Below are 16,037 nucleotides of genomic sequence, written 5' to 3' on the forward strand. Positions count from 1 at the left end.
GTCGGCCTGGCGAGCGGCTATCTCGGCGGCTGGTTCGACCTGATCGTGCAGCGCCTGCTCGACATCATGCAGGCCCTGCCGCTGCTGGTCATGGCGATCGTCATGGCGGCCTCGCTCGGGCCGTCGCTGCGCAACACCATCATCGCCATCGCCATCCCGCTGGTGCCGACCGTCTCGCGCGTAGTGCGCTCCAACACCCTGTCGCTGCGCGAGCAGCCGTTCGTCGAGGCCGCGCGCGCCGTCGGCATGGGCGAGCTGCGCATCGCCGTGCGCCACGTCCTGCCCAACACGCTTGCGCCGCTGATCGTGCTGGCCACCGCGCAGCTCGGCTCGGCCATCCTGGTCGAAGCCTCGCTGTCGTTCCTCGGCCTCGGCATCCCCGAGCCTTACCCGTCGTGGGGCCGCATGCTGTCGGAATCCGCCGCCGAATACGTGCGCACGGCGCCCTGGCTGGTGATCTTCCCGGGTGTCGCCATCAGCATGACCGTGTTCGGCACCAACCTCCTGGGCGACGCCCTGCGCGACATCCTCGATCCGAGACAGCGTTCATGAGTTCACTTCTCGAGGTCGAGAATCTCGGCACCTGGTTCTATACGCGGCAAGGCATCGTCAGGGCGGTCGACGGCGTCGACTTCCAGGTCGCGTCCGGCGAGACGCTGGCCATCGTCGGCGAGTCAGGCTGCGGCAAGAGCATGACGGCGCTGTCGTTGATGCGCCTGATCCCTGATCCGCCGGGCCGCATCGTCTCGGGCTCGATCAGGCTGGGCGACCGCGATCTCCTGAAGATCAGCGAGGAGGAGATGCGCCGCGTACGCGGCAACGAGATCTCCATGATCTTCCAGGAGCCGATGACGTCGCTCAATCCGGTGATGACCATCGGCAAGCAGATCGCCGAGGCGCTGATCCTGCATCGCGACATGGACCGCAGGCAGGCGCTGAAGCGGGCGATCGAGATGCTGGACCTGGTGCGCATTCCCGAACCCGCGCAGCGGGCGCGCGAATATCCGCACCAACTCTCCGGCGGCATGCGCCAGCGCGCGATGATCGCCATGGCGCTCGCCTGCAATCCCAAGGTGCTGATCGCGGACGAGCCGACCACCGCCCTCGACGTCACGATCCAGGCCCAGATTCTCGATCTGATCGTCGAGCTGCAGCGCGAGTTCGGCGCCGCAGTGATCCTGATCACGCACGATCTCGGGGTCGTGGCCGAGACGGCGCGGCGGGTTATCGTCATGTATGCCGGGCGCAAGGTCGAGGAGGCCGAGGTCGGCGAGCTTTTCGCCCATCCGCTCCATCCCTACACGGCCGGCCTGATGGCTTCGATTCCGCGGCTCGACCTCATGCGCGGCGACGACAAGCGCAACGACGCGCGGCTGCAGGAGATTCCCGGCATCGTTCCGCCATTGTTTGACTTGCCGGCCGGCTGCGCCTTTGCCCCGCGCTGCCCCAAGGCCGACGATCTCTGTCGGCGCGAGCGACCGGAATACAAGGAGAAGCGGCCCAGACACTGGGCCGCTTGCTGGCACAGCGATGGCTGAGTCGGGCGCCGTCCTGGAGGTCAAGGATCTCAAGAAGCACTTTCCCGTGCGCAAGGGTCTGCTGCGCCGCACGGTCGGGCAGGTCTATGCCGTGGACGGCATCAGTTTCTCGATCGGCGAAGGGCAGACACTTGGGCTGGTGGGCGAATCCGGTTGCGGCAAGTCGACGGCGGGCCGGGCGGTGCTGCGGCTGATCGAACCGTCGGCGGGCAAGGTCACCATGACCGGCCGCGACATCACCCATCTTTCGAAGAAGGACCTGCGGCCGTACCGGCGGCAGATGCAGATTGTCTTCCAGGACCCGTTCTCGTCGCTCAATCCGCGCATGACGGCGGGCGACATCGTCGGCGAACCGCTGCTGGTCCATGGCGTGGCGCGCGGCAAGGAGCGGCGTGAGCAGGTGGCGGCGCTGTTCGAGCGCGTCGGCCTGCGGGCCGCGCAGATGGCCAACTATCCCCACCAGTTTTCGGGCGGCCAGCGGCAGCGCATCGGCATCGCACGTGCGCTCGCCCTGGGGCCGAAGCTGATCGTGGGCGACGAGCCGGTCTCCGCGCTCGACGTCTCGATCCAGGCGCAGGTGATCAACCTGCTGCAGGATCTGCAACGTGAGCGCAAGCTTTCGTACCTTTTCATCTCGCACAACCTCGCGGTGGTGGAGCATATCAGCCACCGCATCGCGGTGATGTATCTCGGCCGCATCGTCGAATATGCCGACACGCGCTCGATCTTCACCCGGCCGCAGCATCCCTACACCGAGGCGCTCCTGTCGGCTGTGCCAGTACCCGATCCGGCGGTGAAGCGGCAGAAGCGCCTGCTGCAAGGCGACGTGCCAAGCCCCGTCAATCCGCCGCCTGGCTGTCATTTCCACACGCGCTGTCCTTACGCCGTGGCGCGCTGCAAGGTGGAATCGCCATCGCTGCGCGAAATCGCGCCGGGCCACCACGTTTCCTGTCATCTGCGCTAAGCTCGACTCCGCAAGGGAGTGAACGACCATGGCCGACTGGGACTACATCATCGTGGGCGGCGGTTCGGCCGGCTGCGTGCTTGCCAACCGCCTCAGCGAGGATTCGAACGTCAGGGTCCTGCTGCTGGAGGCGGGGCCGCGCGACAGGTCGATCTGGATCGACGTGCCGGTGGGATTCACCAGGCTCTTGAACCACCAGAAGTTCAACTGGAACTTCGAGATGGAAGCGGAGGAAGGCGTGGCCGGCCGCCGTATCCCCTGTCCGCGCGGCCGCACCCTTGGCGGCTCGAGCTCGATCAACGGCATGCTCTACGTGCGCGGCCAGCCCCTCGACTACGATACCTGGGGCCAGCTCGGTAATCGCGGCTGGTCCTACGAGCAGATCCTGCCCTACTTCAAGAAGTCGGAAAACTACGAGGGCAACGGCGATCAGTCACGCGGCACGGGCGGCCCGCTCAACGTCGCCGATATGTACGAGCGCCACGAGCTTTGCGATGCCTTCATCGATGCCGCCGCGGCGAGCGGCTATCCGAAGAACAGGGACTACAATAACGGCAACCAGGAAGGCTTCGGCTACTACCAGGTCACGATGAAGAATGGTCGTCGCTGGTCGACCGCGCGCGCCTTCCTCGACCCGGTCCGCCATCGTCCCAATCTGCGCATCGAGACCGGCGCTTTGGTGGGCCGGATCCTGCTCGACGGCAAGCGTGCCGTCGGCGTCACCTATGTGACGCAGGGGCAGGCGCGCGAAGCGCGTTGCGGCCGCGAAGTGATCGTGGCGTGCGGCGCGGTGCAATCACCTGGTGTGCTCGAGCATTCCGGTATTGGCCAGCCCGACCTGCTGCGCCGCCACGGCATCGAGGTGACGCACGAGCTGAAGGGCGTCGGCGAGAACTACGGCGACCACTTCGCGCCGCGCATGAACTGGCGGGTGAAGCTGCCGATCACCCTCAACGAGCAGACCCGCGGCCTCAACATGATCAGGGAGATCGTCAAGTACTACGCCACGGGGCGGGGCATCCTCACCTGGACGGCGGGCATCGTGTACGGCTTCGTGCGCACGCGCCCGGGGCTGGAGACGCCCGACATGCAATTCCACATGGCCCATGCGAGCTACGATACTGCGCAGAAGCGCGACCTCGAACGCGAGCCCGGCATGACCGTCGTGATCGGCCAATGCCGGCCCGACTCGCGGGGCTCCATCCACATCAAGTCGCCGATGCCGGGGACAGAACCTGCGATCCGGCCGAACTTCCTGTCGGCGCAGACCGATCGCGACTGCACCGTGGCCGGCATGCAGATCGCCCGCAAGATCGTCTGCCATCCGTCGATGGAAAAATACGTCGCCTTCGAGAACAAGCCCGGCAAGGATGTGAACACCTATGACGAGTGGCTGTCCTTCGCGCGCGGCAACGGCCAGACGACCTACCACGTCATCGGCACCTGCAAGATGGGACACGATCCAATGGCGGTGGTGGACGATCGGCTGCGCGTGCACGGCCTCGCCGGGCTGCGGGTGATCGATGCCTCGATCATGCCCACCGTGCCCTCGGGCAACACCAACGCGCCGACCATCATGGTGGCCGAGAAGGGCGCCGATATGGTCAAGGAGGACGCCAGGGCCGGCGTCAAGCTTGCGGCCTGAGGTTTCCTCGCCGGCACCGGCCGGAAGTCAGGGTTGCGTCGCCGGCTCGCCGAGCGAGAGCATCAGGCGGTTGGCCCAGTTGAAGAACGAGGCGGCGTTGATCACATCGATGATGGCAAGATCATCGAGGCCGACACTGCGCAGCCGGTCGATGTGCTCGGGCCCGAAGTCGATCGGTATGGCGGTGAGCGCGACCGATGCGGCCACGATCGCGTTCCAGCGCGCGTCGAGATCGGCGCTGACACCCTGATCGAGGAGCTTCTGCACCTCGTCGGTGCGCTTGGAATAGACGGCGGCGTGGCGGGCATGCACCGACGCGCAATAGATGCAGCCGTTCAGTCGCGACGTCGCGGTCGCCGCCAGCTCGCGCTCGGCGCGCGGCAGGCCCGCCTGCGGATTGTAGAAGATGTCCTTGTCGGTGCGGGTGCGCGCCTCGAGGATGTCCGGGTCGCGCGCCAGCAGACGAAAATAGGGTGACTTCAGGCGCGCCGCGTCGACCAGGCTCTCCTTCTGGCGCGACGTCAGCGCTTCTTCCGCCGCGGGCTCGAGCCAGGGCAGCCAGTCGAGCTGGTCGCGAGTGAAGACGGCGGGCTCGGCATGCGCCGGCGGGGTCAGGGTCTTCTCGGTCATGCAGCCCTCGCATTCAGGGCCTTGAGGCCTGCGATGACGCGGATCTGGAAGGCGAGGAAGGAGATGAGCTGGGAAAGCGTGACGATGTCGGTGGTCGACCAGCCTGCGTCGAGCATGGCCTGCAGCGACGCCGGTGCCGCATCGCGCGGATGGAACACAAGCATGTGCGTGTGCTCGAACGCAGTCGCGAGCCGTCGCCCGAGGATATGCCGCGCCGTCGGGCCGACACCATAGACCATGCCCTCGCTGTTCTCGAGGCTGAGCGGTCCGGCGGGATAATGACCGTAGGGCCCGTGCGTCCTGGCCTCGAAAACCTCGGACGCCACGGCGACCTGCAGTTCCGGCGACGCGCCGGTCTCGACAAGCTGCTCCTTGTAGAACTCCCGTGTCTCCTCCTGTCCGTGCAGTCCGGCGACGAAGGCCGCGACCGCGAAGCGCTCCTGGAGCGTGAAGCTGCCCGGACCCTTCGGCGCGAACAGCGCGTCGTAGCTCGCCTGCGCGTGCTTGCGTGCCTCGGGTCTGTTGTCGCGAGCCCTGTCCAGCGGCGATCCGTCGGCAAGGGCGGCCAGGCGGCCGATCACGTCCGTCATGCTACTCTCCGCGCGCCTTCCGAACGGCCCGGCGACCAGCCGAGTGCAGGCGCCACCTTCTCGGCAAAGAGCTCGATCGAACGCAGGATGTAGGGATGCGGCGGATCGATCGAATGGACCTGCATGGTAAGATCAGTTGCGCGCCGGAGCGTGTCGTCGGACCGCAGCGAGGCGACCACCTCGTCGACCGTGCCGACATGCACGTCCATGGCGGTGATGATGTCGCCCACCAGATTGCCCGAGGCCAGGTCGCCCGTGGCCGCCAACCGATGGCGCATGCGGATCAGGCCCTTCTCGGCCAGCCGCATGGCCTCCGCATGATCGTCGGCCACGAACACGGTGCGCGAAGCGAGGATTCGCGGCGCGCGTCCCTTGGGCAAGGCTTCGAGATAGGCGTCGATCATCGGGTTCTGGATGTCGGCGAGGGAGGCGCCCAGCGCGTCCGGCGCGCGCGGTTGGGTGCGCGAAAGCATGAGTCCATCGCCCGCGAGGCCGGCCCGACGGGCACCCGCCACGGTAAAGGTCGCCTGCCAGATCCGTTCGACCAGCGGCGGATTGGCCGGATAAAGATGATCACCGCCCGGCAAGGGCCGGTTGGCGAGCGCAGTGCGCAGCAGGTCGAGATGGTGGTCGAACAGGCTGTGCCGGTCGTTGCTGTCGAGCCCGAAGGCGGCGAAGGCGGTCATGTTGCCGCCCGGACCAACTCCGAGCTCGAGGCGGCCCCCGGTCATCAGGTCGAACACCGACGCATCCTCGGCGACGCGGATCGGCAGCTCGAGCGGCAGCGTGACGATGCCCGTGCCGAGCCGAATGCGCGGCGTCCGGGCGGCGACATGTGACAGAAAAACAAGGGGAGCCGGCAGCCCACCCTCGCTCTCGTGGAAATGATGCTGGGCAATCCAGGCGGAATCGAAACCGAAGCGCTCGGCATGGGCGATCTGCGCGGTGGCCAGCCGGTAGCGCTCGGCGGCATCGGTTTCGTCGAGCAACCGGGTGAAAAAGCCGAGCCGTCGGATGGAGATATTCGCGGTCATTGCTGCCAACTTCGCTCGGAAGGCAGGGCAGATGCAAGCCGCAGTGTTGCGCGCGAATGCGGGCCGCCTAGCCGCCCAGCAGCGCGGGGGCGGCCTTGATCTCCTGCCGCTCGACCTTCTTCACGATCTCGGTGAGCTTGGCATGGGTCGGTGCGGGCACGCCGATGTAGGTGCCGCGCTCGGCGATGTAGCCGTTCATGAACTCGATCTCGGTGCGGCGCCCCTTGCGGATGTCCTGTGCCATGGAGGGACGCTGGATGTCGGCGCGCGGGTTCGGGTTGATGTTGGAGCCGGGCCGCATGATCGTCTCGATCTCGTCGAGCGCCGACTTGTCGCCTTCCGACGCCTTGGCCAGCGTCTCGGGTTCCATCTTGCCGATCTTCTCGATGTGGTAGCCCAGCGCTTGGCCCACCCGCACGGCCTCGCCGCCGAGCTTGATGGCGAAGCGGCGAATCGCGTCGTTGCGGTCGCAGTCGGTGCCGGTGAGGCCCGTGGCGGCCGAGACGCCGTTCTTCATGCCGTTCTGGCAAAGCTTGGACCAGCGTTCGCCCCAGAGGTTGGTCGTCGTCTTGGCGCTGTCGATGCGGCCGACCATGTCGCGCAGCTCCTCGACGCGCCTGGTGATGCGGCCGTGAACTTCGCCGACCCGGAACACTGTATGCTTGTCACCGCCCTTGGCGACGGTGCGGCGGATACGGGCGGGCTCGTACATGTCGACCGAGATCAGCGACGCCACCATTCCCACCGTCTTGCCCCAGCCGACCACGCCTGCGATGCGCTCCTCGTTCAAACAGTTCTGCAACGACACGACGTAGCCGTCCGGCGCGAGATATTGCTTGATCAGTGCCGTCGCCCATTCCGTGTCGTAGGACTTCATCGACACGAAGGCGATGTCGACCGGTTTCTGCCGCGCGAGCTCCTGCATCTCGGTAAGATGCATGGTCTTGGCGTTCCTGACCGTGAACTTCTCTTCCGGCGTCACGCCGTCGAGCTCCAGCCCACGGCTGCGGATCGTCTCGATGTTCTCCGGCCAGAAATCGATCAGGGTGACGTCTTCGCCCGATTTGGCGAGATAGCCGCCGACATAGCCACCCAGCGCCCCGACTCCGACGACCGCGATCCGCTTGCCCATATGCCGTGCTCCCTAGGCTGCCGGCAGCCGGGCGAGGAACGCCTCGACTGCCTGATTGAAAAGTGCGGGCTGATGCAGATTGGCGGCGTGGCCCGCGTCGGGAATGACCGCCTTGGTCGCTCCCTTGATCTTGGCCGCCATGTAGTCGGTGGCGGCGAGGAAGTTGGTGTCGTTGGCGCCGACCAGCGCCAGCGTCGGCACGGCGACCTTGTCCAGTGACTGGATCACCCGATCGTTCTGCTGGGCCAGCATGCCGCGCGCGGCACGCGCGAGGCCCGTCGCGTCGCGATGCCGGGTGAGCTTGACCTCGTCGCTGGCATTGAGCGCGGCGAGGCCATTGGCGTCGAATGCGTCGGCCCGCCTGTGCGCCGTCTCGTTCCACCTGATGCGCGCCTCGTCCTTCTTGAAGCCGGGCCCGGTGTCGAACAGCATCAGCGCGCGCACGCGTTCGGGATGGCTGGCGTTGAAGGCAAGCGACATGTAGCCGCCCAGCGACAGGCCGGCGACGATCGCCTTTGCGGCCCCCGCCTTGTCGAGCAGGGCCAGCATGTCGCCCACCGTCAGCGCCTCGGAATAGAGGCCGTCGTCTGCGGGATAGTCGCTTTCGCCATGGCCACGCATGTCCCAGACGATGACCTGGTAGCGGTCCTTCAGTGCCGCCACCTGGCCATCCCACATGCGGCTGGTCGAGCTGTAGCCGTGGCTCAGCAGGATCGTCGGTCCCCCTTTGCCTTGAGCAGGGCCGTGGATCTCGTAGTGGATCTTCACGCCGTCCCGGTCGAGGCTCGCCATCATTCCTTCACGCGCGGTTCGGCGCGTGCCTTCTCGAGGTAGCGGTCGGCATCCTCCTGCAGGAGCAGTCGGTCCCTGATCAGTTGATCGACGACAGCCTGCACCTGCGCGACGTAGTCGGCGCGGTTCCTGTAGCGCTGGGCGATCTTGTCGGCGGGAAAGGCGAAATAGCTTCCGTCACGGTCCGCGAGCTCGCCTCGCGGATAGGGCGGCTTGTATTCGTTCCAGCCGGTGTAGGTTGCCAGCGGCACGGCGATATCGGGCAGCCGAACGCCCGCGATCTCGTTGCCGTCGGCATCGACGCGGCAGACCAGCGTACGATACGCGCGCCCGGCGGGCTTCGGGTCGACCCAATCGCCGGACGGCGCTACCTCATTGGCGACCGTCACCACGGCGGCTCCCGGAATAGCCGGAAATCCCGTCTTGTCGGGCTCGACCAGCGTGCCGTCGCCGAGCGTCGGCACGCGGCTCGCGGGCGGGGCCTTGCCGGAAGTCACCCATTCGTCCAGGGCGATCAGCAGCGCGCGCACCGCCGGCATGGGGCTGTGCGGATTGCGCGGGTTCCTGTTGGGCCCCGGATCGGTGGTGGCGCCGACCCGGCCACCGTGCTGTGTTCCCGCGATCATGTAGACGCGGGAGTTTTCCGGCAGGACGACATCCTTCATGCCGAGCGGATCGGTGGTAAGGAGCGAGGCGCCCTTCTGCCAGTACTCGGTCGAGGTGTCAGTCTCGATCAGCCTGGGGTCGCAGCCGTCGCCGCGGAACAGCGCACCCTTTTGACCTGTCATGCGGTCTTCAAGGACCGCCGTCGAGAAGGGGAACCAGGCCTCGGGAAAGCCGTGATCCTCGTGCTGGGTGTTGGTGCGCGCGGGCTGGCCAAACGGCACATTGAAGAAGATGCGCCCGACACCGGCCGTGTGCGTATGGATGCCGTCGAAGACCTTGCGGCCCTGTTCGTCGCGATTGAAGCCGGCACTGATGTGGTGGCGCAGATAGCGGCCCCCCTGAGAGAAGCCGATTGCAAGCGCATGGCTGATCGGCCGGCCGGTCGCGGCGACCGCTGCGGGATTGTATTTCAGATGGCTGACGAGATCGCGCGTGGCGGCGAAGCCCAGCCCTTGGACCTTCGGATCCTTGGCCTCGTAGTGGAACTCGTAGAGGAAGCCCGGCTTTGGCTTCGTTCCCTCGCACAACCTGATCGCTCGGCGGTCGACGAAGGACCACTCGCCGGGCGGCATCTCAAGCGGCGGGTCGGAGGCGCGCTCGCGCACCGTCAGCCGGGCGCGCGATTGGTCGAGCGTCGCCGCCTCGTGGGAAAGCTTGAATGCCTCCAGCGCACCGACGCGGGTGCCGGAGACGTATTCCTCGCGCACGCGCTGGACAATCGGCCGCCCGTTGTCTGTCGCAACCGGCGCCGTCAGCGCCAGGCCGGAGTTGGCGCGCGGTGCGTCGGGATCCCATCCCGACCAGACGAGAGTGAAGCCACGCCGCAATGGAAAGCCGTTGCCGACGTCGGCCACGGCCCTGGGATCGTTCATGCCCTGCGGCCCGTCGGCGATATTGCCGAACAGCATCTTGCGGCCGCGATTGGTCGCTTCGTAGAGGATACGGCCGTTTCCCCTGGTCGCATCCTTGGGCCGCAGGATGTAGAAATCGGTCGAATATTCGACCTCGCCGGTCGCATTGCGCGGCGCCTTGTCGAGAAGGGCGATGGCCTTGTTCGCCGGATCGCCGGGATCGACCGCGCCCATGGCCCTGCCAATCACGCGCTCGTAGCTGCCGACCGCGCCGAAAGAGGCGCCGTCGGCCAGCGGTTCGACTTTCTGGATTTCGAGCGACAAAAGCACGGGATGCTCGAGCGGTCAGGGCGCCGGAAAGTTCAGCTCCACGCCGATGCCGTCGGGATCGTAGAGGAAGATCTGCGCCGCGCCGGTGCGCGGCACGATCTGCTCGCGGAATTTGACGTTCTTGGCCTTGAGCCGGGCGCGCACGCCCTCGATGTCGGTGGCGGCGAAGGCGATATGGTCGAAACGGCCGGTGTCCTCGAACTTTTTCTTCGTGCCACGCACGACGATGCCTTCGCGCGGCTGACGATCGCCGAGCAGATGCACGGTGGCGACGCCGCCGGAGTAGAGCCAGTAGCCGGGGAAGCCGAGCGGTGGCCGGTCGCCGTTCTCGAGCCCCAGCACGTCGCAGTAGAAGCTCCTGGTGACCTCGAGATCGGACGGCTCGATCGTATAGTGCTGCAGGGCGCCAAGCGGCATTGTTCGCTCCCTAGACGAAGGTGAGGTCGGCGTCAGCACCCATCATCCAGGCGCCGACGGTTTCGAAGTGGCTGAGTCGGCCCTGGAGCTGCTGGGTCACGGTGTGCATGTCGCGGAATCGCCGCTCCAGCGGATGGCTCTCGAAAATCGCGGTGGCGCCGGCGGCGTTGTAGGCGAAGTCGACCGCCTCGCGCGCCTTGTGGATCGCATTGGTCGAGGCGCCGCGAACGATGATGCGCTGCTCGACCGTGATCGTCGCGCCGGCCGACAGGTCCTTCCAGATCGCAGCCATGGATTGCAGAAGGTAGGCGCGCGCCGATCGAACGTTGATCTCGGCCTGCGCGAGATTGGTCTGTACGACGGCATTGTCGCGGATAGGACTCTTGTGGCCGCGCGGCACCTTGTTGCGCGCTACATCGACGAAGCAGTCGAGGGCACCCCGCGCGATGCCGAGCGCCACGCCGGCAAAGCCCACCTGGTAGCAGGTCGAGGCCGACATGCGGTAAAGCGGGCCCGGCTCGCGGCATTCCCTCTCGAAGTCCCGGGTGATGGAATGATCGGCGCGTACGAAATGGTCGTTGAGCGCAAACTGGTCGCTCGCCGTGCCGCGCAGGCCGACGACATTCCAGATGTCGGTCCACTCTACCCCCTCGGTGCGGACCAGCATGGTGCGTTCGATCTGCTTGCCGTTCGCGTTTTGGCGCGGGGAGCCGTCGGCCTTGTAGATCGGGCAATGGGCGCCGAGCCACGTGGCATGGCGCCCGCCCGAGGCGAAGGCCCAGACGCCGGTCACCTTGTAGCCACCTTCGCACTCGACGGCCTTCACCCGCGGGCCGGGGCCCCAGGCCAGAACGGCGCGCGGATCGTTGCCGAAGATCGCCTGCGCGACGGGCAGGTCGAGATAGGCGGCAGCCATGGCGCAGCCGCCGGCCTGGCTCAGGCACCAGGCCGTGGAAGCATCGCTCCTCGCGATGGCCTCGATCACATGGAAAAACGTCACGGGATCGGTCTCGAGTCCATTGGACGAGCGCGGCAGCAAGAGCCGGAACAGCCGCGCCTCGTGCAGCTTGTCGAGCAGGGCGGGCGGCAGCCGGCGCGTCTCCTCGATCTCGCTCGAAGCAGCTTCGACAGCCGGACGCAAGGCCTCGGCCCGCGTGATCACGGCCTGATCCCCGGCGAGATCAGCGGAAGTCGGAATGAGCGTATCCAAGTCGGTCCTCTCCGAACGCAGGCACCAAGTCGCGCTCGCAGCCGATTGCTCAACGGGTCCGCGGGTCGGTCTAGATGCCCCAGAAATAATAGACCACCGCGGCCGCGAGGGGCCAGCCGGATGCCCGGATCAAGACGACTGGCTCGCGACTTCGTTTGCCCCTCGAAACGTCGCGCTGCATTGCAGCGAATGGCTTGCTAGGAAGACGGATCCTGAGGCCGCTTCGGAGGAGCAATCACAATGCATTGGAACGATCGCCGCCGGCGCTTCCGCGATCTTCTCGCCGGAGAGCGCTGCGTCCATCCCGCTTCACTCCATGACGCGATCTCCGCGCGCATCGCCGAGGATCTCGGCTTCGAGGTCGGCATGTTGGCGGGCTCGGTGGCTTCGATGGCGGTGCTGGGCGCGCCCGATCTGATCGTGCTGACGCTGTCGGAGTTCGCATCCCAGGCCTACCGCATCAATCGCGCCGGCAATCTGCCGCTCCTGGTCGACGCCGATCACGGCTACGGCAACGCGCTCAGCGTCAAGCGCACCATCGAGGAGCTGGAAACCGCAGGGGTCTGCGCGCTCAGCATCGAGGACACCGAGCTGCCCCAGCCGTTCGGCACATCCGGACCGCATCTGGTCAGCCTCGCCGAAGGCGTGGGCAAGATGAAAGCCGCACTTGCCGGCCGTCAGGATCCGATGCTCTGCATCGCCGGCCGCACCGCCGCCGTCCGGATCTCGGGCCTCGACGATGCCATCGCGCGGGGCAAGGCCTACGAGGGGGTGGGCGTCGATGCGCTGTTCTTCGTCGGCATCAGAACGCGGGCCGAGCTCGATGCGGTCTCGGCGGCGACGACGTTGCCGCTCATCCTGGGCGGCGCTTCGGCCGAGCTCACCGATCTTGGCTATCTGGCGTCGCGCCGAGTGCGGATCGCGCTGCAGGGCCACCAGCCGTTCGCCGCCGCCGTGAAGGCCGTGCACGACACCCTGAAAGCCCTGCGCGACGGAACGCCATCCGGCAAGCTAACCGGCCTCGCCGATGCCGAGCTGATGAAGCGGGTGACGCGTGACGCGGATTACACAAGGTGGACGACGGCATTCCTGTCCTGAGTCGCCCGACTTGGTGAGCCGAAGGCTCAGCGTCTCATACTCTGCTTTTGAGCCGAAGAGGTCCGGTCGCCACCGGCCGAGCGGGGAAATCCTGACGGTCTCCCGGGCTCGGGCATCTCATCGGCGGTGCCGCCGTGATCGGATTGCTGGCTGAAGGCGTCGTGCGTCAGCATCCGGCGTACGGCGGCATCATGTCCAGGATTGAGCTTGTCGGGGACAGGCTTTGCCATGGCAGCACCCGTGTGAGGTCAAACACCAGCGCGAACAGCGCCCCTATATAGCGCGCCCCGCGACATTTGTGGATAGGGGACCGGCGCAATCGTCCCGGCATGCGTTCCGCTCCTCAAGATACTTAGCCAGTGACAGGCCAGGGACAAACGTCTTGAGTCGGCGCCATGGCAAATCTCTTCGATCTCTCCGGCAAGGTTGCGCTGGTGACCGGCGGCAGCCGCGGTTTGGGCTACCAGATGGTCAAGGCCTTCGCCCAGAATGGGGCCGATGTCTTCATCACCAGCCGCAAACGTGAAGCCTGTGAGAAAGTCGCGGCCGAAGTGCAGGCGCTGGGGCGTCGAGCTGCGGCCCACGCCTGCAATGTCGCCAACTGGCACGAGCTCGAGGGCCTGGTGGAGGCCGCTTATGGTGCCTTCGGCAAGCTCGATATTCTGGTGAACAATGCCGGCTCCTCGCCGCTCGCGCCTTCGTCTCTGGAGACGCCCGAGCAGCTCTTCGACCGCATCGTATCGCTGAACTTCAAGGGGCCGTTCCGCTTGATGTCGCTGGTCGGCAGCCGCATGGCGGCAGGTGAGGGAGGCTCGATCATCAACATCTCGAGCGCCGGCGCGTTGCGGCCCCGGCCGCAGATCGCGCCCTACGCCGGCGCCAAGGCGGCGCTCAATGCCATCACCGAGGCTTTCGCCTTCGAGTACGGGCCCAAGGTGCGGGTGAACACCATCTCGCCCGGGCGCTTCCTCACCGATGTGTCGAAAGCCTGGAGCGACGAGCACAAGCTCAACAGCACGGCGGCGCTCAGGCGCAGCGGCCGCCCCGAAGAGATCGTCACGGCTGCACTCTATCTCGCCTCGCCGAGATCGAGCTTCACCACAGGATCGGTCGTGCGCGTCGATGGAGGAATTGCCTGATGAAGATGAAAGCTGCCGTCCTCACCGTCTGCGGGGCGTCCCGTCCGTTCGCCAAGAGCAAGCCCATAGAGGTGTGCGACGTCGATCTCGATCCGCCCGGCGAGGGCGAGGTGCTGGTGAAGGTGGGCGGTGGCGGGCTCTGCCATTCGGATCTGTCGATGATCAACGGCGACCGGCCGCGGCCGACGCCGATCGTGCTCGGACATGAAGGGTCGGGCGAGATCGTCGAGGTCGGCGCGGGCGTGCACGACGTCAAGGCGGGCGACCACGTTTGCTTCACCTTCAACGTGAGTTGCGGCCGCTGCCGGCGCTGCCTCGAAGGCCGGCCCTATATCTGCGAGCGCGCGATTGCGCCCCGGGCTGCCGGCCAGCTCCTGTCGGGCCATCACCGGCTACATCTGGACGGCAAGCCTGTGCATCACCACTCCGGCGTCTCCTGCTATGCCGAGTACGCGGTCGTCGATCGCGGCTCGGTGGTCGTCATCGACGATAGCCTTCCCCTTGACGTTGCCGCGCTTTTCGGCTGCGCGGTAGTGACGGGCGTCGGCGCCGTCGTGAACACCGCCCAGATCCAGCCGGGCAGCTCGGTCGCGATCGTGGGCCTGGGGGGCGTCGGCCTGAGCGGCTTGCTGGGGGCTGTGCTCGCGGGCGCCGGCAGGATCGTGGCCATCGATCTCTCCGACGAGAAGCTCGGTCTCGCCCGGCAACTCGGCGCCACCTACACGGTGAACGCCGGCGATGCCGACCACGTCCAGCAGGTGCGCGATCTCACCGGGGGTGGCGTCGACTATGCGTTCGATTTTGCTGGCACCATCAAGGCCATGGAGACCGCGTATCTGGCCACCCGCTGGGGCGGCACGACCGTCTCGGCCGGCCTGTCGCCGATCACCTCCGACTTCTCGTTCAAGCAGAGTCTGCTCGTGAGCGAGGAGAAGACCATCAAGGGCAGCTACATGGGAAGCTGTGTGCCGGTGCGCGATATCCCGCGCTTCATCGCTCTCTACCAGCAGGGCAAGCTGCCGGTGGATCGGATGGTGAGCAAGCGCATCGGCTTTGCCGAGCTGAACGAGGGCTTTGACCGGCTGCAGGAGGTCGCGACCGTGCGCCAGGTTCTGGTGCCGCACGGCTGAGACGTCGAAAGGCGGCCGACCTTCTGGTCCGCCGCCTCACGCGCCGGCCGATCAAGGAACGTGGATGCTGAAGTTGATGCCCGGTTCGGCGCCGTAGACGACGGGCGGCGGGGAATAGCCGTAGTTGTACGGCGTGCCGTACACCACCGGCGGCGGCTGATAGTGATAGCCGTAGAAGTGGTGATGGTCGCGCCAACGGTCATCGTCGTCGCGCCAACGACCGTCATGCCACCAGCGCGCGCTGGCCGGCGCCGCCAGGCCAGCCAGCGCAACCAGCGCAAGCGCGGCCGCCAATCCGATTTGCTTTCTCATAGCCTGCCTCCTCGGCGTCAACCCTGAGAGGGAGATTTCGCATGCGACGGGCCGAAATTCATGAACACCTGGTCGGCGTTCTTCTTCTGCGCCGCGGGCATCGAATCGTAGAGCGAATCGAAGGCGTCGGTGACCTTCTTCAACCCATCAAGATGGGCCTTGGTGAACTCCTGATAGGTCTTCAGATCGTCGACCGCCGTCATGTTCGTCATCTTGGCCCGCTTTTCCTTGACCAGTTTGTCCATCTGGGCGGCGTTGTCCCGCATGGCCTCCGCGACCTTGCTCCACTTGGCTTCCTGGTCGGGCGTAATCTTGAGCGCGGTCTTGAGCTGGCTGATGCGCTGCTCGACGGTTTCGGGCTTGCTGCTGGTCGCGGCGGCGGCGGCCGGAGGCTTCGAGGTCGGGCTCTGAGCCATCGACAGGCCGGCCGAACTTGTCAGCATCGCGGCGCCAATCAGCGAAGCGGCGACGATCGAACGGGGCAGAAACGAGACGTTCATGGCATTTCCTTTCCGAAGGGAATGGCGTTGCCGCGCGGGATCTGACAGGGCGGCCGTCG

The 16,037-nt window shown here is 66.5% G+C and carries 17 protein-coding genes; 7 read left to right on the forward strand and 10 right to left on the reverse strand.

What is annotated here, in order from left to right:
* From VH499_RS00760 to VH499_RS00775, 4 genes are all read left to right on the forward strand, one after another.
* Positions 1-552, forward strand: a 552-nt coding sequence (locus tag VH499_RS00760; protein ID WP_332050762.1) for an ABC transporter permease, incomplete at its 5' end; no start/stop codon positions are given.
* Positions 549-1,538: an ABC transporter ATP-binding protein gene (locus VH499_RS00765; protein WP_332050763.1), complete on the forward strand. Its 990-nt coding sequence runs from the start codon at positions 549-551 to the stop codon at positions 1,536-1,538. The genes VH499_RS00760 and VH499_RS00765, both read left to right, overlap by 4 nt.
* Positions 1,531-2,502, forward strand: a complete 972-nt coding sequence (locus VH499_RS00770) for a dipeptide ABC transporter ATP-binding protein (RefSeq protein WP_332050764.1) — start codon at positions 1,531-1,533, stop codon at positions 2,500-2,502. The genes VH499_RS00765 and VH499_RS00770 overlap by 8 nt, the downstream gene beginning before the upstream one ends.
* 28 nt (positions 2,503-2,530) lie before the next feature.
* On the forward strand, positions 2,531-4,147 hold the full coding sequence (locus VH499_RS00775) for a GMC family oxidoreductase (RefSeq protein ID WP_332050765.1): 1,617 nt from the start codon (positions 2,531-2,533) through the stop codon (positions 4,145-4,147).
* A gap of 27 nt (positions 4,148-4,174) precedes the next feature.
* On the opposite strand, the gene VH499_RS00780 is transcribed toward VH499_RS00775, so the two are convergent.
* The 8 genes from VH499_RS00780 to VH499_RS00815 form a co-directional block, all read right to left on the reverse strand.
* Positions 4,175-4,777 (reverse strand): alkylhydroperoxidase domain protein, encoded by a 603-nt coding sequence (locus tag VH499_RS00780; protein ID WP_332050766.1) that lies wholly within the window; start codon positions 4,775-4,777, stop codon positions 4,175-4,177.
* The gene (locus VH499_RS00785; RefSeq protein WP_332050767.1) at positions 4,774-5,367 is read right to left on the reverse strand and encodes a CMD domain protein; all 594 of its coding nucleotides are present in this window, start codon (positions 5,365-5,367) and stop codon (positions 4,774-4,776) included. The genes VH499_RS00780 and VH499_RS00785 overlap by 4 nt, the downstream gene beginning before the upstream one ends.
* The gene (locus VH499_RS00790) at positions 5,364-6,401 is read right to left on the reverse strand and encodes a putative FMN-dependent luciferase-like monooxygenase (protein ID WP_332050768.1); all 1,038 of its coding nucleotides are present in this window, start codon (positions 6,399-6,401) and stop codon (positions 5,364-5,366) included. The genes VH499_RS00785 and VH499_RS00790 overlap by 4 nt, the downstream gene beginning before the upstream one ends.
* 67 nt (positions 6,402-6,468) lie before the next feature.
* Complete coding sequence (locus tag VH499_RS00795; protein WP_332050769.1) at positions 6,469-7,533, reverse strand: 2-dehydropantoate 2-reductase; 1,065 nt, start codon at positions 7,531-7,533, stop codon at positions 6,469-6,471.
* A gap of 12 nt (positions 7,534-7,545) precedes the next feature.
* Positions 7,546-8,325 carry an alpha/beta fold hydrolase gene (locus VH499_RS00800; protein ID WP_332050770.1) on the reverse strand — a complete coding sequence of 260 codons (780 nt, stop codon included), beginning with the start codon at positions 8,323-8,325 and terminating at the stop codon, positions 7,546-7,548.
* Entirely contained in the window at positions 8,325-10,172 is a 1,848-nt protein-coding gene (locus tag VH499_RS00805; protein ID WP_414709726.1) for an alpha/beta hydrolase domain-containing protein, read from the reverse strand. The genes VH499_RS00800 and VH499_RS00805 overlap by 1 nt, the downstream gene beginning before the upstream one ends.
* Positions 10,173-10,187: 15 nt before the next feature.
* Complete coding sequence (locus VH499_RS00810) at positions 10,188-10,589, reverse strand: VOC family protein (RefSeq protein ID WP_332050772.1); 402 nt, start codon at positions 10,587-10,589, stop codon at positions 10,188-10,190.
* Positions 10,590-10,599: 10 nt separating this feature from the next.
* Complete coding sequence (locus tag VH499_RS00815; protein WP_332050773.1) at positions 10,600-11,799, reverse strand: acyl-CoA dehydrogenase family protein; 1,200 nt, start codon at positions 11,797-11,799, stop codon at positions 10,600-10,602.
* Between the two features lie 240 nt (positions 11,800-12,039).
* Between VH499_RS00815 and VH499_RS00820 the strand changes: the two genes are divergently transcribed.
* The 3 genes from VH499_RS00820 (at position 12,040) to VH499_RS00830 (ending at position 15,166) form a co-directional block, all read left to right on the forward strand.
* On the forward strand, positions 12,040-12,897 hold the full coding sequence (locus VH499_RS00820; RefSeq protein ID WP_332050774.1) for an isocitrate lyase/PEP mutase family protein: 858 nt from the start codon (positions 12,040-12,042) through the stop codon (positions 12,895-12,897).
* 395 nt (positions 12,898-13,292) lie between these two features.
* On the forward strand, positions 13,293-14,036 hold the full coding sequence (locus VH499_RS00825; protein WP_332050775.1) for an SDR family oxidoreductase: 744 nt from the start codon (positions 13,293-13,295) through the stop codon (positions 14,034-14,036).
* Positions 14,036-15,166, forward strand: coding sequence for a zinc-binding dehydrogenase (locus tag VH499_RS00830; RefSeq protein WP_332050776.1), 1,131 nt, complete (start codon positions 14,036-14,038; stop codon positions 15,164-15,166). The genes VH499_RS00825 and VH499_RS00830 overlap by 1 nt, the downstream gene beginning before the upstream one ends.
* A gap of 51 nt (positions 15,167-15,217) precedes the next feature.
* On the opposite strand, the gene VH499_RS00835 is transcribed toward VH499_RS00830, so the two are convergent.
* Both VH499_RS00835 and VH499_RS00840 read right to left on the reverse strand, forming a co-directional pair.
* The gene (locus VH499_RS00835; protein ID WP_332050777.1) at positions 15,218-15,478 is read right to left on the reverse strand and encodes a hypothetical protein; all 261 of its coding nucleotides are present in this window, start codon (positions 15,476-15,478) and stop codon (positions 15,218-15,220) included.
* Positions 15,479-15,495: 17 nt separating this feature from the next.
* Complete coding sequence (locus tag VH499_RS00840) at positions 15,496-15,978, reverse strand: Spy/CpxP family protein refolding chaperone (protein WP_332050778.1); 483 nt, start codon at positions 15,976-15,978, stop codon at positions 15,496-15,498.
* Between the last annotated feature and the right edge of the window lie 59 nt (positions 15,979-16,037).

It is taken from the genome of Reyranella sp. (assembly GCF_036558665.1).
Lineage (GTDB): Bacteria > Pseudomonadota > Alphaproteobacteria > Reyranellales > Reyranellaceae > Reyranella.